The following is a 22,446-nucleotide window of genomic DNA, read 5'->3' on the forward strand; positions in this document are numbered from 1 at the left end:
GGCCCAGGCACTCTCGGAGGGCGGCCCGGCCATGGGTGCCGAATTCGGGCGGCGCCAGGTCCATGCCGTCGCCGCCTGCTACTTCGTGGCATCGTTCGCCGCGCTCGGACTGCCCCCGTATCTCACCGAGATCCTCCCGGGGCTCGGCGACGCGACCGCCCGCTGGGCGGGGCTCCTGTACGTCGTCCCGACCGTCTTCGGCGCGCTCGGCGCTCCCCTGTGGGGCCGCGCCGCCGACCGATTCGGCCGAAAACGGCTGCTCCTGCGGGCCCAACTCGGCCTCGCCGTCTCCTTCTTGCTCGCCGGATGGGCCGACTCCCTCGGCGCTTTCGCCGCGGCGCTTGTCCTGCAAGGCATCCTCGGCGGCACGTTCGCCGCGTCCAACGGCTATCTCGCCGCCGCGCTCACCGGCTCGGGCCTCTCCAGGGCTCTGACCGTGATGCAGGGCGCCGCGCGGGCGGCACTCGTCTTCGCGCCGATCGCCGTCGGCTCGCTGACGCCGTGGATCTCGCCGCACCGCCAGTACGCGCTGCTCGCCGTACTCCCGCTGGCCGCGGCCGCCATGCTCGCCGCGCTCCCGGAACCGGCACCGACACCTCCCAGGGGCTCCGTAGCTCACGCGCCGGACACCGCCGTCCCGCTCCCGCTCACCCCCCTCAAAGCTCTCTACGCCTTCGAGTTCGCCTTCGTCTTCTCCACCGTCATCTCCTTCCCCTACCTCATCTCGCTGATCGAGGACCGAATACCCGGCGTCTCCCCGGTCGTCTCCGGCGCGCTGTTCGCCCTGCCGCACCTCTGCTATCTGCTCTTCGCCATGCGGGTGCACCGGGTCGTCGAGCGTCGCCCCATGCCGGGGATCGCCGCCGGGTTCGCACTGGTCGCGCTCGGTCTCGCCGGGCACGGCGCCGCCGATTCGCTCGCCGCCTTCACCGGCGTACGACTGCTGCTCGGCGCGGGCCTCACCCTCGGCCTCGTCAGCCTGTCCGTGCTGGCCGCCGACTGTGCCAGAGGCCGCTCACCCGGCGGGATGTTCGGCTCCCTGGAGCTCGTGTCCAAAGGGGGCGCGGTCGCCGCCGGACTCGCCGCGGCGGCGGGCAACGCCCTCTTCGGCCCGCCCGCGCCCCTCCTGACCGGCACCGCGATCGCACTGTTCGCGCTGGCCGCCGCCGCTCTTCCCGCCTTGTTCCGCCGCTCGCCCCGCATCCGCTGGAGCCGTTGATGTCCTTGCCGACCGGCACGTTCCCCGCCCCGTCCGTGACGCCCGCCACCCCCTTCTCCGGTGCTCCTGTCGCCGGAACCGCGCCCACCGGCCTGCCGAGCGCCGACCAGGCCGTGACGCACACCCTCCTCAACTGCCTGCTTCGCGAGGTCTCGGGCCCTGAGCACCAGACCGCCGTCGTCGACGGCAAACTGCTGCTGCGGCTGCCTCGGCGCGGTGTCCTGCTGCGTGTGGCACTGCGCCGCACCTCCCTGCTCGGCGCCCACCGCTTCACCGGCCCGGTGACCGAGCAGCGGGACGGCGGCTGGGTGGAGGTCGACTGGCCACACCTCGCCGAGTACACCCGCGCCGAGCTCTCCTTGCGCACGGGCGTGAGCAATGAGGAGTTCCTCGAGCAGATCGCCTCGAGCCACGAAGGCGTCAGCGCCGCGATCGCCGCCGACCGCCCGGCGCCCGCCGCCACCGCCACCGCTCCGAAGTGGCAGGCGGACTACCTCGCCTCCGAGCAGTCCCTGCTGTTCGGCCACCGTTTCCACCCCACGCCCAAGGCACGCGGCGGCGATCTTGCCGACTGGTCCGCGTACGCCCCCGAGACCGCGGCAGTCTTCCCCCTTCGCCATCTCGCCGTACGGGATCACCTCATCGCCGAAGAGTCGGCGCGGCCCGGCGCCACGGCCCCGCTCGACCGCCTCGGAGCCGTGCCGGACGGCTACCGGCTGCTTCCCGTGCACCCCTGGCAGTACGACCTGCTGCGGGAGCATCCGGGGCTTCGCGCCGCCCTGGACCGCGAGGACATCATCGACCTGGGCCCCGGCGGCTCCCCCTTCGCGGCCACCGCATCCGTACGCACGCTGTACGCCGGTGACACTTTCCTGAAGTTCAGCCTGAACATCCGCATCACCAACTGCCTTCGCAAGAACGCCAGTTACGAACTTTCGGGGGCCGTAGCGCTCACCCGCGTACTCGAAGGCGCCCTGGACGACCTCGCCGCCCGCTTCCCCGGCAGTGCCGTACTCCGCGAGCCCGCCTACCGCAGCCTGGCCGTCGAAGGCCCGGACGGGCGCCCCGATCTCACCCTCCTGGAGGGCTTCGGCGTCATCGTCCGCGAAGGCCTGGCCGGACGGCTCCTCCCGGGCACGACACCGCTCCTTGCCGCGGCCGTAGCGGACGAGTATCCGACAGGGCCCGGCCACATCTCACGGCTCCTTGAGGGCGCGGGACCGCAGCGGACACTCTCGTGGTGGCGAACCTATCTGCGGCTCCTGCTGCCGCCCGTGCTCGCCGCCTACTTCGACCACGGCCTGGTGCTCGAACCGCATCTGCAGAACGTCCTCGTCTGCGTCGACGGCGACGGTATGCCCGCCCAGGTGCTCTTCCGCGACCTGGAGGGCACGAAGCTCATCCCCGAACTCCACGCCGCGACCCTGGCGGCGCTCCCGCCCGAGGTCGCGGACCCGATGACGTACGACGCGCAACGCGGCTGGGACCGCGTCGTCTACTGCCTCCTGGTCAACCACGTCGCCGAGATGCTCGCCGCCCTCGCCGATCTGCACCCGGACACGGAGCCCGCGCTCTGGTCCCAGGTCCGCGCCACCGTGCAGGAGTTCGCCGACACCCACGGCTGCCCGCCCCGGCTCAGCGCCCTCCTGGCCGGCGTACCGCTGCCCGCCAAGGCCAATCTGCTCACCCGCTGGGAGCGCAAGGCCGACCGTGACGCGGGCTATGTCCGCCTCACCTCCCCCTTTCCGCTCGCCGAGCATGTCCGGGACCTGGGCTCCCGCACCGACACACCATGGAGCGCCGCCGGATGACCGACCCCACCTTCGCCGTACGTGACTGCGCCCTCGGCCTCACCGCCGATGAGTTGCCCGCCTATCTGTACGACCTCTCGGCGCTGAACGCGCATGCCGCCGCCGTGCGGGACGCGCTCCCCCGGCAGGTCGAGCTCTACTACGCCGCCAAGGCCAACCCCGAGCCGGAGATCCTGGCCGCGCTCGGCCCGCACGTCGACGGCTACGAAGTCTCGTCCGGCGGTGAACTCGCCCATGTCGCCAAGGCGGTGGCGGGGCGCCCGCTGGCCTTCGGCGGCCCCGGCAAGACGCCGGACGAGATCGCGGCGGCGCTCGAACTCGGCGTGGAGCGCTTCCATGTGGAGAGCGCGTACGAGCTGCGGATGCTGGCCGCTCTCGCCGCCCGCATCGTGCCGTACACGCGCGTCGGCGTGCTGCTCCGGTTCAATCTCCCCCTCAACGCCGATTCCCTGGCCGGGAGTTCACTCACGATGGGCGGACGTCCGACTCCTTTCGGACTCGACCCTGCCGACGCGGACGCCGCCGTAGCCCTGTTCACCGACGGCAGCCTTCCGCAGCTTCGGCTCCTGGGCGTGCACGCCCATTTGGCGAGCGGGCTCGACGCGCCCGCGCAGCTCGCGGTGGCCGAGTCCGTCGTGACCTGGTCGCAGGCGCTGGCCCGGCGGCACGGCATCCGCTTCACGGAGGTCAACGTGGGCGGCGGAATGAGCGTGGACTACGCCGAACCCGGCACACGCTTCGACTGGGCCGGGTACGGCGACGGCCTCACCCAACTCTGCGCGGCGCACCCCGAGTTGACGCTCCGCATCGAGCCGGGTCGAGCCCTTACCGCCTACTGCGGCTGGTACGCCACCGAGGTCCTGGACGTGAAACGGAGCCACGGCGAGGAGTTCGCGGTGGTCCGCGGCGGCACCCACCATCTGCGCACCCCCGCCGCCAAGGGCCACGACCAACCCTGCACGGTGCTCCCGGCACGCGAGCCCTGGCCGCACCCCTGGCCTCGGTCCGAGGCGCGGCAGGACCGGGTGACGTTCGCGGGGCAGTTGTGCACCCCGAAGGACGTCCTGTCCCGGCGGGTTCCGGTGACGGAGCTGCGGGCGGGCGACCGGGTGGTGTTCGCGATGGCGGGTGCGTACGCGTGGAACATCTCGCACCATGATTTCCTGATGCACCCGAGGCCGGGCTTCCACTTTCTCTGAGGGTGACTGCTGCCTGGTAGGACTCGGCGGTCTTGTCGTAGCGGGTCGCGATGCCGCGCCACTGCTTGAGACGGTTGAAGCAGCTGTGCGTGGACGAGAAGTCGCAGATCCAGGCGCTGGACCGGTCCCAGCCCGTGCTGCCGATGATGCCCGGGGTGCCCGAGCACCGCAGCACGATTACCTCCGCGCGGGAACCACGCAGCGTCCACCGCTCCGTCCCGGCACCCGAACGCGACATCCGCGCCTGGATCAAGGACTGGATCACCAGCCCCCCGCCCGTAGGTGTGGCACGAAACCGCCGACCAGATCCTCAACAGCCTCGCCAGCTAGGCAACCACCGGATCGCTCACATGGCGAACGTGGTGCCCGGCCAGTCGAAGGTGCGCTGGTGCCACAGGGCGACCGCGCCTTCGTGGCAATGTTCGCCGCCGCCCTCCGCCTCGGGGAAGGCGATCAGTTCCTTCGGGCAGGTCAGCGCGTCGAAGATGCGCTGCGGCTGACCGGCGAAGAACTGGTCGCTTTCCGCTTCCAGAACGAGCATCGGGCAGGTGATCCGCTCCGCGAGTCCCTCCATGGTGTAGTCCTCGACCGCCTTGAAGAGTCCGTCGGCGTCGGAAACCCCGAAGGTCCACAGGCCGTTGCGGGCCGCCCAGCGCACCGACACGCTCTCCGCCATCATGGCGTCCAGGCCGCCGGGCGTTTCGGCCGCGGTCCTCGCGAGCGCCTCGAACATGGTGTGGACGTCGTACACGCCGTCGTGCAGAACACATGCGGCGATGCGGTGCTCGAAGGCGACCGCCCGTGCGGCGAGGTACCCGCCGAGGCTGGAAGGGCACCGTTCTCAGGTCCAGCCGCTTGCCGGCGCGGCCCGGCCGATCCCAACGGCTGGCCGACCTCACTGCAGCTGTCGGCGCGAGGGCTTACCCCTGTGGGACCGGCGGCTTGACCTATCTGGACCGAACCCCGTTTTCCACCCTCGGCATCGCCAGCCGGAGGCGGGCGAGTGGCCGGTTCAGCGCACCACGCCGTACTCCGCGACAACCCCCTCCACGAGCCAGCAGTGCGTCCTCCCCAGGCTCGGCGGCCCAGGGGCGGCGGTGATGGCGTCCAGATGCTGCCAGTAGCGACGTAACAGCGGAACGACCGTCTGCACGTCCGTGGCCATGAACGCGCGGAATTCGGAGGTGTCATCCGTCTCGTAGGCACGGGCGCAGGCGCGGCAGAGTGCGTCAAGCGCCTCGCACCTGTGTGGTGCGTACCCGGCGGCGACGGTGGGTACGGCGGCGGTCGAGGCGTCGATGAGCGCCGCGTACATCGATGCCTTGTCCCGGATATGGCGCGCGGCCCAGTAGGCCGAGAACGCGGGCTCCGCTACGAGGGAATGGAGTTCGGCGTAGGCCAGGACGGCTCGGGGTGTGGGGTCGCGCGGCGGCTCGGGGACGGCCTGTTCGGTGACGGCATCGACCAGACGGGCCGGCAGGCTCGCGGGGAGGGCGCGCTCCCACACCCGGGCGAAGTCCGCGGTGGCCCGCGTTCGGCACTTGACCCTGGCCAGCACGCGCAGCCGACGCAGCCGCTCAGTCCCTGAGCTCTCCTCCAGCGCCTGCAACGCCGCCTCTCGCCAACGCAGTTCCGCCAACCGCGTCTGCGTACGCTCCAACTGCTCGGCCACCAGTTCGCCGAGACGGTGCCCGCCGGTCGCGACCTCGGTGATGTCCGCGATCGGCACGTCCAGCGCACGCAACTGCCGTACCAGCTCCAGCTGTTCCAGCGCCTGCGTCGGGTATCGGCGATGGCCGCCCCGGCTGCGCGGGGCCGTCGGCAGCAGGCCGATGTCGGTGTAGTAGCGGATGGCCTTCACCGAAAGCCCCGTACGCGCGGCAAGTTCCCCGATCGACCAAGTGACGTGCATCCCAGCCCCTTGAATCTCCCCTGCGGTGGAGGTCCTAGCGTACGAAGCGTCGGCCCCAGCTGCACGAGGCAAGGGCCGGATGGCTGCACGGCCCTATCCCATGGAGGATCTACATGACACTTCCCCCAGGCCAACGTGCCCTCGACGGATTCCCTCGCTTCGGCACGCATCTCCATCACCCGCCTCCGCCCGTCCCCGCCGACCCGGTGATCGAGATCGGTGGAGTCGGTGGTGCCGGTGGTGTTCTGATCGAGGGCGTCGCCCTCTCCGTGGCCGACCTCGCGAAGCTGCCACGCCACGAGCTCGGAGCCGACTTCCACTGTGTCGCCGGATGGTCGGCGACCGGGCTGCGGTGGGAAGGAGTCGCGTTCGAGACCCTTTACCGTTTGCGGATCCAACCGCGGCTTGCGCCGGACGCGTCGATCAGCCATGTCGTCTTCGAAGGCCTCGACGGCTTCCGGTCGATCGTGCTGCTCGAGGACGCCTTGGCCGACGACGTTCTCATCGCCGACCGACTCGACGGACGACCGCTCGACAGCGACCATGGCGCCCCGGTACGTCTTGTCAGCCCCAGCCAGTACGGCTTCATCAGTACGAAGCACCTCTGCCGCATCGAATTCCACACGTCGGCGCCCCCGGATCCCGACCGCTGGTCGCCCATCGCGGCGCACCGCAGGGCGAGGGTCTGGCAGGAGGAACGTCACCGCCGGCTTCCCGGCCGGGTGGTGCGGCCCGTGTTCCGGGCGCTGATCGGGCCGATCCGCGTACTGAGCGCCCGAGGCAGTCGCACATCGCCGCGGTGACACCGCTCGGGACTGGAGCGGCCGACGGTCGAGACCACTCCAGGATGTCTCCCAATGGCGCTATGCCGAGAGGCGCCGTTCGAGCGGGGTGCGGAAGCTGGGGCGGGTGCGGATGTTTCCGAAGAAGGCGGCCAGGCGGGTCGCCTCCGAAGCGATGGCCTTGTGGGCATCGCGACCGAGGCTCTTGGCGGCCAGCAGCTCGGTGACGATCTCGCCGTCGGGGCGCTGGGCCCAGCCGCCGATGATGCGGCCGTCCCACCAGATCGTGGGGCCGATGTTGCCGTACGTGTCGAAGAGTTCGGGTACGTGGGCGGGGGCGAGGTACCAGTCGCGCCCGCGCCAGCCCATGGGGGTCGGGTCGAGGGCCGGCAGCAGGGCGGCCGACGGCTCTGCGGCAGGGGGCGCATCCAGGTGCTCGGGCAGGGCGTGGCCAGGGCCTTCGTCGAGGTCGACCTCGACGGTGACGGTGCGGGCCAGGGCCTTGCGGGTGTCGGTGAGGGTCCAGCCCGTCCACCACTTCACGTCCTCGGTGGTCGCGGGGCCGAAGGCAGTGAGGTAGCGGGCGGCGAGTTGGGCCTTGGCTTCGTCGGTGGGCAGTTCGGGGTGGGGTTCGGCGACCGTCCAGCGGTACTGGGAGGACGCCCAGGTGCCGAGAGGGCGGCCGCGGCGGATGCGGCTCTCGGCTGCCATCACGCCTAGGAAACGGCTGGTGATGCGGGGCTTCGCCTCATAGGGCTTGCCCGCTGCCATGACGATACGCGCCTTCAAGGCAGGGACGGCGTCGGCCAGTTGAGCGGCGGTTGCCTCGCCGAGATCGGTCAGGGCGGTGAGCACGTCCTGCTCGGTGGTGGTGAACCAGCGTTCGTCGTAGCCGAGTTGTTCGTTCAAGACCTTGAAGAGGTTCTTGCGCTCGCGGGCCGCCACCGTACGGGCCGTCGAAGCGTCGACGACCGGCGCGAGAGCGCGGGGGACGACGAACATCGTGCGGCGCATACAGAGCATTCGCACCAGTGTGTGGTCCTCGTACAGGGCGCGCTCCAGGTCCGCTGTCGAGGGGGTCGCCATTCGGGCGGCCACCGACAGGTAGACGCTGGCCGGGTCGGTGGCGTGCAGGGCCAGAAGGGCGTCCGCGACCTGTTCGGGGGACGTGGCGCGGCTGGCCGGGGTCAGCAGGTGGCGGGTGACGAGCAGGGCGCGGCGGTGCTCGTCCGTGATCTTCGGTCGGGTGAGGGTCATGGCGCGGCCGGTGGCCGTTGTCCCTTCGGTCGGAGCTTGTTGGAGTGGGCGTGGCGTTGGCGTTGGGCTGGCTCGGGCAGGCGGCGGGCCGTCCGGGGCAGCGCGGGTACGGGTACAGCGTGGCGATCGGGCAGGTGTCCAGTGTGCCCAGTCAGTCGACGAGCAGCCTGCTGATCTCGTCGGGGCGTTCCTGCTGGAGCCAGTGACCGTGCCGTCGAGGAAGTGCCGGTGCATTTGCCCTCAGGGCGCCCACCGGTATGACCCGCACCTGGACGTCGACTGCCTTGCAGTCGGGGCAAGAGTGCGACCGGCGAGCCAGCGTGTGGGCTGTGAGGAGAGAGCGCTGCGTTGCGCGGGGCGTCTTGAGCGCCTCCTGCGGGAGCCGTGGAGGGTCTCCGGCGGGCGCGTACGCACGCCGAGCGCCTCCATACGCGCCTTTGCAAACTCGGCGGAGCGGAGAAGGATCTCCAGGGCAAGTCGCCGCCGGGGGAAGCCACTGCCTGCAGCGGCCCTTGTGGGCGGCGGAAGACATGGCTGGGCTCCTGATCTTGCTCGCTGGAAGGTGTGGACCATGGCGCAAGGCACCGCGATCACTATGGGGGCGCTCCCGAACACGGCCTTCTGCAACACGCTTCAGTACCCCTGGGACCACCGCACCACGTTGCGCGGCGGCTCTCCGTCGGCGAGCCGCCGCCAGTTGTCCGTGAACAGGTCGAGGATCCGTTCGTTCTCGGCGCGTGACCCGCCCGCGGTGTGCTGGGTGAGGATCACGTTCGGGCAGTTCCACAGGGGGTGCCCGGCGGGCAGCGGCTCCTCGCGGGTGACATCGAGGACCGCCCCGCCGAGCCGGCCGGAGGCGAGGGCGGCGACCAGGGCGCCCTCGTCCACCAGTGTGCCGCGACCGGCGTTCACGAAGACCGCGCCGGGGCACAGCAGGGCGATGCGCCGCTCGTCGAAGAGGTCGTCGGTCTCGTCCGTGCCCGGCAGCAGCCCCACCACGATGTCGAACTCGGGCAGCCTGGCGTCGAGTTCCTCTCGGGTGCGGATGTCGCCGCCGCCACGGGAGAAGTGTGCGACGGAGCAGCCGAAGGGCGTGAGGAGTTCGGCGAGGCGCCGGGCGATGGAGCCGCTGCCGAGGATGAGTACGTCGGCGCCGCCGAGGAGCCGCAGTCCGGGCCGTACGTCGAGTTTCGACCAGGTCTCCCCGACGCGGAGCCCGGCAAGGACGTCGACGCCTCGGTAGAGCGCGAGGATGCCCGCGAGGCAGGTCTCGGCCACGGGGTCGGCGAAGAGCCCGCCGAGGTTGGTGACGGTGAGGCGCTGCCCGAGGACCGGCCAGTCGAGGCCTACGTAGCTGTCGATTCCGACGGATGCGAGCTGCAGCCAGCGCAGGTGCGGCGCCTTCTCCAGCCATTGCGCCTTGGGGTTGCCCAGGGCGATGTGCGAGTCGGCGAAGGCGCGGGCGTCGTCCGCGGAGCTGGATTCGTCCCCCGATTCGGAGCCGGAGCCGGGCTCCGCGAACCAGACCGGTCCCGGTGCGGCGGCACGGATCCTCTCCTGTTCCGCGGTATCGAGCGCGAGCTCGACGTACAGGCCCGCGTCCTGGGGCAGGTCAGCCCGGACAGAGTCCTGCCAAGAGTGTGGTGCACGGACCATTCCTGATACCCCCGTGGTACGGAAAGCGCTGGTGAACGCACGTTCACCGAACCTAGGGCTTCCGATCCGCAGTGGTCAACAGCGGTCCGGCAGCGGTCTATCCACCCGCGAGGTTGAGGATGAAGTTCTCGTGGTCACCGACATCGAGTTCGCGGAACCCTCGCGGTTGTTCACCGCCTCCGAGCTCAGACCTTCCGGGCCTCGACGAGGCACCAGTTGGGGCTGCCGTCGGCCCGGCGGCCGAACTCCTCCAGCGGGCGCAGCCGCATCGTGAACCCGGCCCGGAGCAGATCCCGCCGCACGTCACCCAGTGGGAAGGTGCGGTAGTACATGACGAACGACGGCTGCCGGAGCAGGTTCCGCACCCGCATCACCCCGTCGAAGCCGAGCAGCGCCCAGTACAGCGGCGAGGTCAGGGGCTGCGGCGCGCCGATGGGGAAGGCGAAGATCCCGCCGGGGCGCAGTGCCTCGTAGATCTCCGCGAACAGCCGTGGGCGCTCGGCGGGCAGGAAGTGCCCGAACGCGCCGAGGCTCACCGCCACGTCGAACGCCCCGGTGAAGGGCAGGGCGAGTGCGTCGGCCCGCACCCATTCCACGGCGGGCCCGCCGTCTTCACCGACCACGGCCGCCTTGGCCTCGGCCAGCATTCCGGCGCTGAAGTCGACACCGGTGACCCGCTCCCCGCACAGCGGAAGGAGCGCCCCGACGCCCGCCCCGGTGCCGCAGCAGACATCGAGGCCCGCATCGAACGGCCCCAGGTCACTCAGCGTGTCCGCCACGGCGTGCAGCATCCGGTGCGGCGTACGGAAAGGGGTGTGGTCGAACTTCGGGGCAAGGAGGTCATAGCCGTCCTCGATGGAGGAAAGGGCTTGCACGGCCAGCTCGCGGAGCGTGGGTCCCTGGGAGGTGAACACCGGCCCCACCCTAGTCAGCGGCGGTACGGCAAGGGCTCGACCATGGACAAACCTGGGCATATCTTGGTAGTGACGGGATGACTCGGAAGATTGGGGGTCGTCATGGTCGTAGAGCTGCTCACAGCAGGAGCCGCGGTCGCGTCCGCAGGATTTGTGTACGTGGTGACGGCGGCCAGAGTGGTCAAGCAGTACGAGCGGGGCGTGGTGTTCCGCCTCGGCCGGCTGCGGGAGCACGTCCGTGAGCCGGGGTTCACCATGGTCGTCCCCGGTGTGGACCGGCTGTACAAGGTGAACATGCAGATCGTGACTATGCCGGTCCCGGCGCAGGACGGCATCACCCGGGACAACGTCACGGTCCGCGTCGACGCGGTCATCTACTTCAAGGTGGTCGATGCCGCCGAAGCCGTGATCAAGGTGGAGGACTACCGTTTCGCGGTCTCGCAGATGGCTCAGACGTCGCTGCGCTCGATCATCGGCAAGAGTGATCTCGACGACCTGCTCTCCAATCGCGAGAAGCTCAACCAGGGCCTTGAGCTGATGATCGACTCCCCCGCGATGGGCTGGGGCGTACAGATCGACCGCGTCGAGATCAAGGACGTATCGCTGCCGGAGACGATGAAACGGTCGATGGCCCGGCAGGCCGAGGCCGACCGTGAGCGGCGGGCCCGCGTGATCAACGCGGACGCCGAGCTGCAGGCTTCCAAGAAGCTCGCCCAGGCGGCACACGAGATGGCGGACGAACCGGCCGCCCTCCAACTGCGGCTGCTCCAGACCGTGGTGGCGGTCGCCGCCGAGAAGAACTCCACCCTCGTCCTGCCCTTCCCCGTGGAACTACTGCGCTTCCTGGAACGGGCTCAGCAGGCACAGGCCATTCCACCCGCCCCGTCCGCCCCAGCGACTCCGGCGGTGGAGCGGAAGCCCGGACGACCGGCCGCGGCATAGGCGTGATCCCAGCCGTTCGGGCCTGAACCAGCTTCGGAGGCGTCCTTGGCAAGCAGCGGATGATCGGGCTTTGACCAGCGTGCACAGGGCGGGAACCGGGGGCGCACCAGGGAGTCGCGTGCGCCGTCGTGGCCGGTATCCGCCAGGAGGTCTATCGGGTTGAGCCAAGGGTCGGGTAGACGTATCGCGACCCCAGAGCCGCCACTCAGCACGAGGAGGCATGCCCCATGACTGGTGCCCGTTCCACCACCGCAGCAGGCAAGACCCGGTTCGACGACATCTACGACCAGCCTGACCCCCGCAGCTACTTCCGTACGCTTTCGCCCCTGCGCTACGAGATACCGCATCAGGCTCAGGACGTCTTCCGGGATACGCTCGCGCAACGGTCGGCGGTACGTGGCACCGACCTCCCCGTCACGGTTCTCGACCTCTGCTGCTCCTACGGGATCAACGCGGCACTGCTCAACCACGACCTCACGCTCGACGATCTGTACGCGCACTACACCAGCGAGGAGACCGGCGCCCTGACAAGGGGCGAACTCATCGAGCACGACAAGGAGTTCTACGCCTCGCGGCGGCGCTCGGACGCGGTCCCGGTCATCGGCCTCGACACGGCCGAGAACGCCACCCGCTACGCCTTGGAGGTGGGGTTGCTCGACGAGGCCTATGCGGAGAACTTGGAGCGCCACCCGCCCAGCAACGAGCTGCGCCGGGCCGTTGGGCGCGTCGGTCTGATCACCGTCACCGGAGGCATCGGCTACATCACCCACCACACCTTCAAAGCACTCCTCGACGCGACGCACCTCCCAGTATGGGTGAGCGCGTTCGTGTTGCGTACGGTGCCCTACCAGGACATCCTCGGCAGCCTGGACGCTCATGGTCTCGCCACCGGGACCGATCCCGAACGAACCTATCCGCAACGGCTCTTCAGCGACCTCGACGAGCAGCGCACCGCCGTGGAACTGGTCGTCAAGGCCGGTGACGACCCCACGGGTCTGGAGTCGGACGGCCGCTACTACACCCGTCTCTACCAGTCACGGCCCCGGCCGGCGTAGCCCTCGAAACACGCAGTGCGGGGCGTGGTCGCGGACCACGCCCCGCACCTTCGCGGCCCGACGGCCGCCATCCCCTCAGCTGGTGAAGAACTCGCTGACCTGTTCCGCGAACTGCTGCGCACTCCGCTCGTGCACGTCGTGCCCGACCGGGATCGTGATCTGCCGCGAGTCAGGGATCGCGTCGGCCATGTCGGGAATGCGCTCCTGCGGCATGGTGCTGTCCTGGCCGCCCGCGATGATCAGGGTCGGCGCGACGATCTCGCCGAGCCGCTCGGCCCACTCCGGATCGGGGTCGAAGATCTGGGCACGTACGGCGGGGGACACGGGCCAGTCGAAGTCGATGGCGCCTTCGGGACGCGGAACCTCGACCAGCTCGCGCGGGTAGGGCGGCGGGGTCTCCTCCAGGACGAGGCGCTCGACGCGGTCCGGGTGCTCCTCGGCGAGCAGGTACGCCACGACTCCGCCCATGGAGTGGCCCACGATGCCGACACGGTCGATGCCGAGCTCGTCGAGGAAGCCGAGCACGTCATCCCTCATCAGCTCGACCGAGTACTCGTCCGGCCAGTCGCTCTCGCCGTGCCCGCGCAGATCGAGCGCGTACACCCGCCACTCCTGCCCGAGCAGCTCCCCTACCTGCTCCCAGGTCCCCGAGGAACCGCCGAGCCCGTGCAGCAGCACGACGGGCGCGCCGTACGAGTCGCCCCAGGTCCGATAGGCCAGGCGTACGTCGCCCACATCCACCACTGCGTGATCGTCCATACCCCTGACGCTACAGCGCTGTGCCGGACCCATTGAGCAGTGGCCTAGACCCATGCTAGAAAGCGCTTGCCCTCCACGCGAACCCCGCGTGCCCCTTCCGCCACTCCTCCCCCCACCATCGGAGACCCCATGCACTCTCCTTGGTCCCGCCGCGCCTTCCTGCTCACCACAGGCGGCACCGCGCTCGCCCTGACCGCTTCGGGGCTGCTGCTCTCCGACGAGACGGCAGAGGCGGCAGCTGCCGCCGACGAGTACGACGCCCTGCGCACCAAGTGGCGCACCCTGATCCTCGGTGAGGGCTTCACCCCCACGACCGAGCCCTTCAAGAGCCGCCTCGCCGACCTCGGTGCCACGGCCCGGGAGTTGCGCGGCACCATGACTCCCGCCACGGGCTCCCTGTGGCCCGACATCTCGTACGCGGACCCCGATCCGGACACCGACCAGGAGTCGTACGGATACTCGGCGAACGTGGTGACCAGCTACAGCAGGCTCAACACCCTTGCCCAGGCCTACCGCCAGGAGGGCACAGGACTCACCGGCGACGCGGGGCTCAAAGCCGCCATCCTGACCGGCCTCGACCACCTCTGCACACAGGTCTACAACGAGAACCAGGCACGATTCGGCAACTGGTACAGCTGGCAGATAGGCGCCCCGCAGAACCTCCTCGACGTCTGCGTCCTGATGTACGACCACCTGTCGGCGACCCAAGTGGCCAGCTTCTGCAAGGCCGTCGACCACTTCGTGCCCGACTCGGCCGTGGGCAGTTACACCGGGACGAGCACCGGCGCGAACCGCGTCGACCTGTGCCGCGTGCTCGCGCTGCGCGGGGTCGTCGGCGGCAGCCCGGCGAAGATCGCGCTGGCCAGGGACGCCCTCTCCCCCGTCTTCCCGTATGTGACGACCGGCGACGGGCTCTACACCGACGGCTCGTTCATCCAGCACACCACCGTGCCCTATACGGGGTCGTACGGATCGGTGATGCTCGGCGGCCTCGGTATGCTCTTCTCCCTGCTGCGCGGCTCGAGTTGGGAGGTCACGGATACCAAGAAGCAGATCATCTTCGACGCCGTGGAGAAGTCGTGGGCGCCCTTCCTCTACAACGGCCTCGCCATGGACGGCGTCGCGGGCCGCGCCATCAGCCGCGGTCTGTCCACGTCCGACGCCAAGAAGATCCAGGCCGACGACCATCTGCGCGGCCACCCGATCATGTCCGCCATCGTGCTGCTCGGCCAGGGCGCGAGCACGGCGGAGAACGCGCGCTGGCGCGGCCTGGTAAAAGGCTGGATGCGCCGTGACTACTACAGCCCGCCACTGAGTGACCCCTCTCTCGGCCTGACAAGTCTCGCCCGCTTGAAGGGCGTCGAGGACGATGCATCGGTCGGCGGGATCGCCGAGCCGACAGGCCACCGGCTCTTCACCAACATGGCCCGTGCCACGCACCGCCGCCCCGGCTGGGCGGCGTCGATCAGCATGGCGGACCCGCGCATCACGTACTACGAGACGGGCAACGGCGAGAACCTGCGCGGCTGGCACACCGGCTCCGGAATGCTCTACTGGTGGGGCGACACCTACGCCAACGGGCAGTACAGCGACGCCTTCTGGCCCACGGTCGATCCGTACCGGCTGCCCGGCATCACGGCCTCGCGCAAGGTGCTGGCGGACGCCGCGGGCGGTGACTGGGGCGCGTCCAAGCCGGATGTGAAGTGGGTGGGCGGCGCGAGCGACGGCCAACGGGCCTCCATCGGGCAGTACTTGAAGGGGTTGCAGAGCACCCTGCGCGCGAAGAAGTCCTGGTTCTGCCTCGATGACGCGATCGCCTGCCTGGGCGCGGGCATCGTCTGCACGGACGGCACGGCCGTCGAGTCGACCGTCGAGAACCGCAATCTCGGCCCCACGGGAACATCCCCCTTCCAGGTGGACGGCGCCGCCAAACCGACCACCGCACCCTGGTCGGCGACGCTCCCCGACGCCAAGTGGGCGCACATCGGGGGCCACGGAGGCTATGTCTTCCCCGGCGGCGCGACGGTGAAGGCACTGCGCGAGGAGCGCACCGGCAAGTGGAGCGACATCAACAAGGGCGGCGCCACGACCGCCATCGCCCGCAAGTACCTCACGATGTACGTCGACCATGGCACCGCCCCGACGAACGGGACGTACGCCTATCTCCTGATGCCGGGCGCGAGCGCGGCACAGACGGCGGCCCGGTCGGCGGACACCGGATGGCTTCAGATCCTCGCCAACTCCGACAGCCAGCAAGGGGTTTCCGTACCGTCGCTCGGCTTCACGGGCGCCAACTTCTGGTTCGGCGGCACGGTGGGCAAGCTCACCGCGAGTGCTCCCTGTTCCGTGCAGATCAGCGAGAAGAGTGACGGCACCGCGGTCATCTGCGTCAGTGACCCGATGCGCGCGCAGACTTCCCTGACGCTCACCTGGAACCGCGCCGTCTCCGCCGTGACGGCCAAGCCCGCCACGGTCACCTCGGCGGTCACGGGGGCATCCCTGAAGCTGACGTTCGGCGATCTCAGCGGCACGAAGGGGGCCACACAGAGGATCTCTGTCACCACTGGAGCCGGCGATCACGCTTAGCACCGATGCTTTCCGGTCGACCCTGGATTCCGGTAGAAAATAGAATCAACTGTCGCAGCAGGTCAGGCGGTTGTTCTTACTTGCACCAACGCCTCCGGTCCACATGCCGGACGCCTTTCGCGCGGCTCCCCCGCCCGCCCTGAGCTGCCCGAACAGCCTTTCGGTGACCACTGAGCGAACATAGACAACCGGAAATCGACCATGAATGTGGCGCTCACTCTCCGCACCGGCAAGACTCCTGTCCGCAACCAGGAACACCCCCCGCATCAAAGGAGAACTGACGTGCGCTTCTTCCTCAAGACGGTGGGCGCCACCGCCGTCGTGGCCGCCTGCGTGATGTCCGGCACCTCCGGCACGGCGCAGGCGCAGCCCGCGGCCGCCCCTGCCGCTCTCTACGCGCCCTCGTCGTTGGTCCTCGCCGTCGGGCAGGGCACGGAGGCGGCCACCGCGACCATGGAACGCGCCGTGACCTTGACCTGTATGCCCAAGGCGTCGGGAAGCCACCCGTCGGCGGCGGCCGCGTGCAGCGAACTGAACGCCGTCGACGGCGAGTTCGCCCAGCTGGTCGGCTCGGCGTCCGACATGGCGTGCACCAAGGAGTGGAAGCCCGTCGTGGTCACCGCCGACGGGGTGTGGCAGGGCAGACGAGTCGCGTGGTCCGCGACCTTCGGCAACAGCTGTGAGATGCGAGCGAGCCTTTCGGAAGGCGCCGCCCTCTCCTTCTGACCACCCCTGTGGGAGGGGTAAATGGGTGGACGATGCCTCACCCGGAGCGGTCAGATGAGGCATCGACATCCACGACTGCGCCTTGGACGACGCCCCGAGCGTCGTCCAAGGCGCAGTCCATGAAATTGAAGGAATTGATGGAGCCGTCCATGGCCACGATCGACGCCCAGGAGATCAGCACCGCCCGGCTGATCCTCGTACCCCTGCGGGTCGAACATGCCGACGAGATGGCGGACGTGCTCGCCGATCCGGACCTGCACGAATTCATCGGCGGCTCTCCCGACGATCGGCAGGCCCTGCGTGCCCGCTACCGTCGGATAACCGCCGGGTCCCCCGATCCGGCGGTCTCCTGGTGCAACTGGGTGCTGCGGCTGCGCGAAGAGAGCGGCCAGGAAGAGAGCGGCCGGGAAGAGGGCCGCCTGGCCGGGACGGTGCAGGCGACCGTCGGCCCCGCCGACGACGGCAGCGGCCTGCTGGTCGCGGAGATCGCCTGGGTGGTGGGCACTCCCTGGCAGGGGCGGGGCATCGCCGTGGAGGCGGCCCGCGGCCTCGTCGGCTGGCTGACGGCGCAGCCGGCCGTGCGCGGCGTCATCGCCCATGTCCACCCGGACCACCGGGCATCGGCCGCCGTCGCCACCGCCGCGGGCCTCGCGCCCACGGACGAGTGGCAGGACGGCGAGGTCAAGTGGCAGCGGGTGCTCGGGCGTTGAGCGAAGGAGAGCGACGAGGGCGACGAAGCCTCAGCGTCGGCCGCGGAACGTGCGCCGCAGGTCGTCCACCCAGCCCCCGGGGATCTCCCACGGAATGAAGTGGCCGCCGCTCTCGTGCGCGGTGAGGTTGACGTGCTGATACCAGTCGGCGGAAGCTCCGGCGAGCCAGCTCTGGACCCGCTGCTCGGTGGTGGTGACGCCGGGCGGGTTCTCGTGGCCGACGAAGGTGATGCCGGTGGGAGCCTCGATGACCGGTCGGCGGTCGTGGGAGGGAGTCCACGGGTAGCGGTTGGCGTTGGCGTAGTAGCGGACCGATGTTCCGATGGCGTTGTTCACCCAGAAGATCATGGCGTGGGTGAGGAGGTCGTCCTTGGAGAAAACGCTCTCCACATCGCCGTTGTTGTCGCTCCACTTGTCCCAGCGCTCCAGGATCCAGGCGAGCAGGCCGACCGGTGAGTCGCTGAGACCGTAGGAGAGGGTGCTCGGGCCGAGGACGTGCACGGCCAGGTGGGCGGCGAAACGCCGCTCCAGGGAGATGAGCTGACGGTGGGCGGGCTCGGGCAGGCCCTCGGGGAAGGGCCGTCCGCCGCTGAGGTCCCAGGCCCGGTCGCCGGTGAAGAAGTCGAGCTTGAGCCCGGAGCCGATGTGGATGCCGTGCAGTTCGTCGGCGTACTTGTGACCGAGCTGGCCGGTGACGAGCGCGCCGACGTCGCAGCCCGCGGCGGCGTACTTCTCGTGGCCGAGTGTTCCGGTCATCAAGGTGTGCCAGAGGTCGGCGACCTTCCAGAAGTTCATGTCGGGATGGTCCGGCAGCGGCGTGGAGAAGCCGAAGCCCGGCAGGGAGGGGACGATCACGTCGAACGCGTCGGCCGGGTCACCGCCGAAGGCCGCCGGGTCGGCGAGCTGGTCGACGACCTTGGACCAGTGCCAGAACGTCCAGGGCCAGCCGTGCGTGAGGATGAGCGGTGTCGGGGCGGGGCCGACGCCGGGCCTGCGCATGAAGTGCACGGGCACGCCGTCGACACTCACCCGGTAGTGCTCGTAGGCGTTGATGGCGGATTCCGCCTTGCGCCAGTCGTAGTGGTGCAGCCAGTGGTCGGCGAGTTCCTGGAGGTAGCCGCGGCGGACGCCGTAGTACCCGTCGTCGTTGCCCACGTCGTCGGGCCACCTGGTGAGCCGCAGCCGCGCCTTGAGATCGTCGAGCACGGCGTCGGGGACGTGGATCGGCTCGGGCGTCAACGGGAAGCGCGCTGCGGCTGCCATCAGGTTCCTTCCAAGGACATGGGTCAGTACGGGCGGTCGCCCGCTATCGCGACGCGTTCGGCCACGCGACGGTGCGGGGCGTAGTCGTCGACCGCGTAGTGCTGGGTGGCACGGTTGTCCCAGAAGGCGATGTCGCCCGCCTCCCAGTGGAACCGCACCTGGTACTCCGGAATCTGCGCCTGCCGTACCAGATAGCTCAGCAGCCGGTCGCTCTCCGCCCGCTCCATGCCCACGATGTGCGTGGTGAAGGAGGTGTTCACGAAGAGCATCCGCCGCCCGGTCTCCGGGTGCCTGCGCACCACGGGATGAGTGACCGGCGGGAACTGTTCCTGGAGGGGGATCAGCTTCTCGGGCCCGTAGAAGCGGATGAAGCCGGGGATGAAGTCGTGCATCGCCTGGGCCCCCTCGATGCGCGCCTTCACGTCATCGGGGAGGTTGTCGTACGCCGCCGCCATGTCCGCCCACATCGTATCGCCGCCCACCGGAGGCACCTCGCGCAGTTGCAGGACGGCGCCGAGCGCGGGGCGTTCGCGGAAGGTGACGTCGGCGTGCCAGACGTTCTCGTACGTCGGTGTCGCGCTGCCGCCCTTGTCGAACCGGACGACGTCGTCGGCCGAACCGCGCGCGAGCAGCGGGTTGGTCTCGAGCTCGCCCCAGTTGAGAGCGAAGGCACGCTGCTGCTCGGAGGTGATCCCGGCGCCACGGAAGAAGAGCACCTTCCACTCCAGGAGGGCGCGGTTGAGCTCTTCGCGCAGTGCGGGGGCAAGCGGCGCGGCGAGATCGACCCCTCGGATCTCGGCGCCGATGAGGCGGCCCTGGGGGACGACGTCGATCAGTTCGTACGGGCGCTCGTCCCAGCCCTCGGGCAGGCGGCGCAGGGTGCGGCGCCCTTCGTACATGCCGTCGGCAGGCACGCGGGCGTCGCGGAGGGTGGGAGAGGTGGGAGAGACGGCAGGGGAAACCACAGCCATGGTGATCCTTCAGTTGTCAGCGAGCGGGTGGCGGTACGGAGAGGGAGTCCCCGGACAGCTAGCGACCCGATCGCTCGCACCCGCGCCGCCACGGGACCCCGAAGGTCCGTGCGGCGGCGGTCAGGTGCTGGATCATGCACGCCATTGTGTACGGCTACGCCTTGCGGAGCAAACCCCCGTACTCGTAGATCCCCTTGCTCTGCTCGGTGGCGCCCAGGTAGGGGGCCAGGTCCTCGTGGACCGGGGCGAGCGGGGGCTGGTCGGCGTCGGGGCGCCAGTCCACCAGGTTCACCAGGCCGGGCTCGACCGGCTCGAGACCGTCCAGAAGGGCGTCGAGTTCGGCCGGGGTGCGGGTCTGCCAGGGGACGCCGCCGCCGGAGATGTGCGCGCTCATCGCGGCACCGCGGGCCGGGTCGTCGGCGACGACCTGCGAGAGACCGAGGTAGCTGCCCGGCGCCGCCCGGTCGATGACCGTGCGCAGCACACGGCGGGGGTCGTCGGCGTCGGTGAGGTGGTGCACCACCGACAGGAAGAGCACTGCGACCGGCTCGTCGAAGTCGATGAGGCGGGTCACGTCGGAGTGGCCGAGTACGGCGTCCTGGTCGCGCATGTCGCCGTTGATGACGGTGGTGGTGGAGTCGTCGGCGAGCAGCGCCCGGCCGTGCGCGAGGACGATCGGGTCGATGTCCACGTAGACGACACGGGTGTCCGGTGCGAAGCGCCGTGCGACCTGGTGGACGTTGTCGTCGGTCGGCAGACCGCAGCCCATGTCGATGAACTGGCGGATGCCCGCCTCGGTCAGATGGCGCACCACGCGGAACAGGAACTCGCGGTTCTGGCGGGCGATGTCCACGCACTCGGGGAAGTCCGGCAGCGTCCGCAGCAGGAAGTCGCGGTCGACCGCGTAGTTGTCCTTGCCGCCGAGCATCCAGCCATAGGCGCGTGCCGATGTCGGCACGTCGAAGGGTATGGACGTCATGTCTGACTGCTTGCCACCGGCCACAGTGCGTTCTCCACCTCTCCCAGAGGGACATCGGTATCTGCTCCGTCGCGGCGACACTATCCCGTGGCCCTCGGCCGGGTGAACCTGGTACCGATCATCAACGGGTGTGCCCACAGGGGCGGTTGAGGAAATGGCCCGGCACGGGCGGCATGACATCGGACACCCGCCCGCCCGCGAGGTGCCCGGATGGCGCATGATCGGACGTGCGCGAGTCACGTACCACCAGATACGTACCACCAGAGAGGACCTCCCCATGGAAGACCGCTTCGACGTCGTCGTGCTCGGAGCAGGACCCGGCGGCTATGTGGCCGCCATCCGCGCGGCCCAGCTGGGCAAGCGGGTAGCGGTCGTCGAGGAGAAGTACTGGGGAGGTGTCTGCCTGAACGTCGGCTGTATCCCGACCAAGGCGCTGCTGCGCAATGCCGAGCTCGCCCATCTGTTCACGCACGAGCAGAAGACGTACGGCATCAAGGTCGACGGGAAGGTGTCCTTCGACTACGGCGAGGCGTTCAACCGCAGCCGCACGGTCGCGGACGGCCGCGTCAAGGGCGTCCACTTCCTGATGAAGAAGAACAAGATCACGGAGTTCGACGGCCGGGGCACGTTCCTCGACGCGAACACGCTCCAGGTCGCCAAGCCGGACGGCACCACGGACACGCTCACGTTCGAGAACTGCATCATCGCCACCGGTGCCACGCCGAAGCTGCTGCCCGGCACGGAGCGCACCGAGCGCGTGGTGACGTACGAGGAGCAGATCCTCGCCGACAGCGTGCCGCGGTCCATCGTCATCGCGGGCGCGGGCGCCATCGGCATCGAGTTCGCGTACGTCCTGCACAACTACGGCGTGAAGGTCACGATCGTCGAGTTCCTCGACCGCGTCGCGCCGCTCGAGGACGCGGACGTCTCGGCGGAGCTGGCCAAGCAGTACCGCAAGCTCGGCATCGACGTGCTGACCTCGACCCGCGTCGAGTCGATCGACGAGTCGGGCGAGCAGGTCCGCGTCACCGTCACGGGCAAGGACGGCAAGCAGCAGATCCTGGAAGCGGACAAGGTCCTCCAGGCCATCGGCTTCGCGCCGAACGTCACCGGCTACGGCCTGGAGGCGACGGGCGTCGCACTGACCGAGCGCGGCGCCATCGACATCGACGGCCGCAGCCGTACGAACGTGCCGCACATCTACGCCATCGGCGACGTCACCGCGAAGCTGATGCTCGCGCACACCGCCGAAGCCATGGGCGTCGTGGCCGCCGAGACCCTCTCCGGCGCCGAGACGATGGAACTCGACTACCCGATGATCCCGCGCGCCACCTACTCCCAGCCGCAGATCGCCAGCTTCGGCTGGACGGAGGCGCAGGCCAGGGAGAAGGGCTTCGACGTCAAGGTCGCCAAGTTCCCGTTCATGGCGAACGGCAAGGCGCACGGCCTCGGCGACACCGTCGGCTTCGTCAAGGTCATCAGCGACGCGAAGTACGGCGAGATCATCGGCGCCCACCTGATCGGCCCGGACGTCACCGAGCTCCTTCCCGAGCTGACCCTCGCCCAGCAGTGGGACCTCACCGTGCACGAGGTCGCGCGCAATGTGCACGCGCACCCGACGCTCGGCGAGGCCGTCAAGGAAGCGGTGCACGGCCTGGCCGGACACATGATCAACTTCTGACGGCACGCGGGCACCCCGCACGCC

The 22,446-nt window shown here is 69.7% G+C and carries 20 protein-coding genes and 1 pseudogene; 12 read left to right on the forward strand and 9 right to left on the reverse strand.

Annotation, left to right across the window (positions count from 1 at the left end; all coding sequences use genetic code 11):
* Positions 1 to 31 precede the first annotated feature (31 nt).
* From ACGFSB_RS32605 to ACGFSB_RS32620, 4 genes and pseudogenes are all read left to right on the forward strand, one after another.
* Complete coding sequence (locus ACGFSB_RS32605; protein WP_393406996.1) at positions 32 to 1,219, forward strand: MFS transporter; 1,188 nt, start codon at positions 32 to 34, stop codon at positions 1,217 to 1,219.
* Positions 1,219 to 3,030 carry an IucA/IucC family protein gene (locus ACGFSB_RS32610; protein ID WP_393406764.1) on the forward strand — a complete coding sequence of 604 codons (1,812 nt, stop codon included), beginning with the start codon at positions 1,219 to 1,221 and terminating at the stop codon, positions 3,028 to 3,030. Before ACGFSB_RS32605 ends, ACGFSB_RS32610 begins: the two co-directional genes overlap by 1 nt.
* Positions 3,027 to 4,229 (forward strand): type III PLP-dependent enzyme, encoded by a 1,203-nt coding sequence (locus ACGFSB_RS32615; RefSeq protein WP_393406766.1) that lies wholly within the window; start codon positions 3,027 to 3,029, stop codon positions 4,227 to 4,229. Before ACGFSB_RS32610 ends, ACGFSB_RS32615 begins: the two co-directional genes overlap by 4 nt.
* Before the next feature lie 83 nt (positions 4,230 to 4,312).
* Positions 4,313 to 4,428, forward strand: a pseudogene (locus tag ACGFSB_RS32620) (IS630 family transposase); the annotation flags it as partial.
* Between the two features lie 147 nt (positions 4,429 to 4,575).
* On the opposite strand, the gene ACGFSB_RS32625 reads toward ACGFSB_RS32620, so the two are convergent.
* Together ACGFSB_RS32625 and ACGFSB_RS32630 are read right to left on the reverse strand one after the other, a co-directional pair.
* Positions 4,576 to 4,980, reverse strand: a complete 405-nt coding sequence (locus ACGFSB_RS32625; RefSeq protein WP_393407004.1) for a hypothetical protein — start codon at positions 4,978 to 4,980, stop codon at positions 4,576 to 4,578.
* A 261-nt stretch (positions 4,981 to 5,241) separates the two neighbouring features.
* A complete protein-coding gene (locus tag ACGFSB_RS32630) occupies positions 5,242 to 6,141 on the reverse strand; it encodes a MerR family DNA-binding transcriptional regulator (protein ID WP_393406768.1) in 900 nt (299 codons plus the stop codon).
* A 113-nt stretch (positions 6,142 to 6,254) separates the two neighbouring features.
* Between ACGFSB_RS32630 and ACGFSB_RS32635 the strand changes: the two genes are divergently transcribed.
* The gene (locus tag ACGFSB_RS32635; protein WP_393406772.1) at positions 6,255 to 6,944 is read left to right on the forward strand and encodes a molybdopterin-dependent oxidoreductase; all 690 of its coding nucleotides are present in this window, start codon (positions 6,255 to 6,257) and stop codon (positions 6,942 to 6,944) included.
* A gap of 60 nt (positions 6,945 to 7,004) precedes the next feature.
* Here the strand turns inward: ACGFSB_RS32635 and ACGFSB_RS32640 are convergent, their stop codons facing one another.
* A complete protein-coding gene (locus ACGFSB_RS32640) occupies positions 7,005 to 8,180 on the reverse strand; it encodes a winged helix DNA-binding domain-containing protein (RefSeq protein WP_393406774.1) in 1,176 nt (391 codons plus the stop codon).
* A 50-nt stretch (positions 8,181 to 8,230) separates the two neighbouring features.
* On the opposite strand from ACGFSB_RS32640, the gene ACGFSB_RS32645 reads away from it, so the two are divergent.
* The gene (locus tag ACGFSB_RS32645) at positions 8,231 to 8,386 is read left to right on the forward strand and encodes a hypothetical protein (protein WP_393406777.1); all 156 of its coding nucleotides are present in this window, start codon (positions 8,231 to 8,233) and stop codon (positions 8,384 to 8,386) included.
* Between the two features lie 427 nt (positions 8,387 to 8,813).
* On the opposite strand, the gene ACGFSB_RS32650 is transcribed toward ACGFSB_RS32645, so the two are convergent.
* Together ACGFSB_RS32650 and ACGFSB_RS32655 are read right to left on the reverse strand one after the other, a co-directional pair.
* The gene (locus ACGFSB_RS32650; protein ID WP_393406780.1) at positions 8,814 to 9,836 is read right to left on the reverse strand and encodes a D-2-hydroxyacid dehydrogenase; all 1,023 of its coding nucleotides are present in this window, start codon (positions 9,834 to 9,836) and stop codon (positions 8,814 to 8,816) included.
* 185 nt (positions 9,837 to 10,021) lie between these two features.
* Entirely contained in the window at positions 10,022 to 10,750 is a 729-nt protein-coding gene (locus ACGFSB_RS32655; protein ID WP_393406782.1) for a class I SAM-dependent methyltransferase, read from the reverse strand.
* A 102-nt stretch (positions 10,751 to 10,852) separates the two neighbouring features.
* Here ACGFSB_RS32655 and ACGFSB_RS32660 point away from each other — a divergent pair, with 102 nt between their 5' ends.
* Positions 10,853 to 11,692: a slipin family protein gene (locus tag ACGFSB_RS32660; RefSeq protein WP_393406784.1), complete on the forward strand. Its 840-nt coding sequence runs from the start codon at positions 10,853 to 10,855 to the stop codon at positions 11,690 to 11,692.
* Between the two features lie 227 nt (positions 11,693 to 11,919).
* Positions 11,920 to 12,747, forward strand: a complete 828-nt coding sequence (locus ACGFSB_RS32665; protein ID WP_393406787.1) for a hypothetical protein — start codon at positions 11,920 to 11,922, stop codon at positions 12,745 to 12,747.
* A 75-nt stretch (positions 12,748 to 12,822) separates the two neighbouring features.
* On the opposite strand, the gene ACGFSB_RS32670 is transcribed toward ACGFSB_RS32665, so the two are convergent.
* Positions 12,823 to 13,506: an alpha/beta fold hydrolase gene (locus ACGFSB_RS32670; protein WP_393406790.1), complete on the reverse strand. Its 684-nt coding sequence runs from the start codon at positions 13,504 to 13,506 to the stop codon at positions 12,823 to 12,825.
* A gap of 129 nt (positions 13,507 to 13,635) precedes the next feature.
* Here ACGFSB_RS32670 and ACGFSB_RS32675 point away from each other — a divergent pair, with 129 nt between their 5' ends.
* From ACGFSB_RS32675 to ACGFSB_RS32685, 3 genes are all read left to right on the forward strand, one after another.
* A complete protein-coding gene (locus ACGFSB_RS32675; protein WP_393406792.1) occupies positions 13,636 to 16,092 on the forward strand; it encodes a polysaccharide lyase 8 family protein in 2,457 nt (818 codons plus the stop codon).
* Between the two features lie 282 nt (positions 16,093 to 16,374).
* Positions 16,375 to 16,818 (forward strand): subtilase-type protease inhibitor, encoded by a 444-nt coding sequence (locus ACGFSB_RS32680; protein WP_393406794.1) that lies wholly within the window; start codon positions 16,375 to 16,377, stop codon positions 16,816 to 16,818.
* A gap of 149 nt (positions 16,819 to 16,967) precedes the next feature.
* Positions 16,968 to 17,528, forward strand: coding sequence for a GNAT family N-acetyltransferase (locus ACGFSB_RS32685; RefSeq protein ID WP_393406796.1), 561 nt, complete (start codon positions 16,968 to 16,970; stop codon positions 17,526 to 17,528).
* 30 nt (positions 17,529 to 17,558) lie between these two features.
* Here ACGFSB_RS32685 and ACGFSB_RS32690 read toward each other — a convergent pair whose 3' ends face one another.
* The 3 genes from ACGFSB_RS32690 to ACGFSB_RS32700 form a co-directional block, all read right to left on the reverse strand.
* Positions 17,559 to 18,791 (reverse strand): epoxide hydrolase family protein, encoded by a 1,233-nt coding sequence (locus ACGFSB_RS32690; RefSeq protein ID WP_393406799.1) that lies wholly within the window; start codon positions 18,789 to 18,791, stop codon positions 17,559 to 17,561.
* A 23-nt stretch (positions 18,792 to 18,814) separates the two neighbouring features.
* A complete protein-coding gene (locus tag ACGFSB_RS32695; RefSeq protein WP_393406998.1) occupies positions 18,815 to 19,690 on the reverse strand; it encodes a TauD/TfdA dioxygenase family protein in 876 nt (291 codons plus the stop codon).
* A 226-nt stretch (positions 19,691 to 19,916) separates the two neighbouring features.
* Positions 19,917 to 20,741, reverse strand: coding sequence for an SAM-dependent methyltransferase (locus ACGFSB_RS32700; RefSeq protein ID WP_393406802.1), 825 nt, complete (start codon positions 20,739 to 20,741; stop codon positions 19,917 to 19,919).
* 277 nt (positions 20,742 to 21,018) lie between these two features.
* On the opposite strand from ACGFSB_RS32700, the gene lpdA reads away from it, so the two are divergent.
* Complete coding sequence (gene lpdA, locus ACGFSB_RS32705; protein ID WP_393406804.1) at positions 21,019 to 22,422, forward strand: dihydrolipoyl dehydrogenase; 1,404 nt, start codon at positions 21,019 to 21,021, stop codon at positions 22,420 to 22,422.
* Positions 22,423 to 22,446 lie beyond the last annotated feature (24 nt).

Source organism: Streptomyces sp. NPDC048441 (genome assembly GCF_043200235.1).
In the GTDB taxonomy this organism is placed as follows: domain Bacteria; phylum Actinomycetota; class Actinomycetes; order Streptomycetales; family Streptomycetaceae; genus Streptomyces.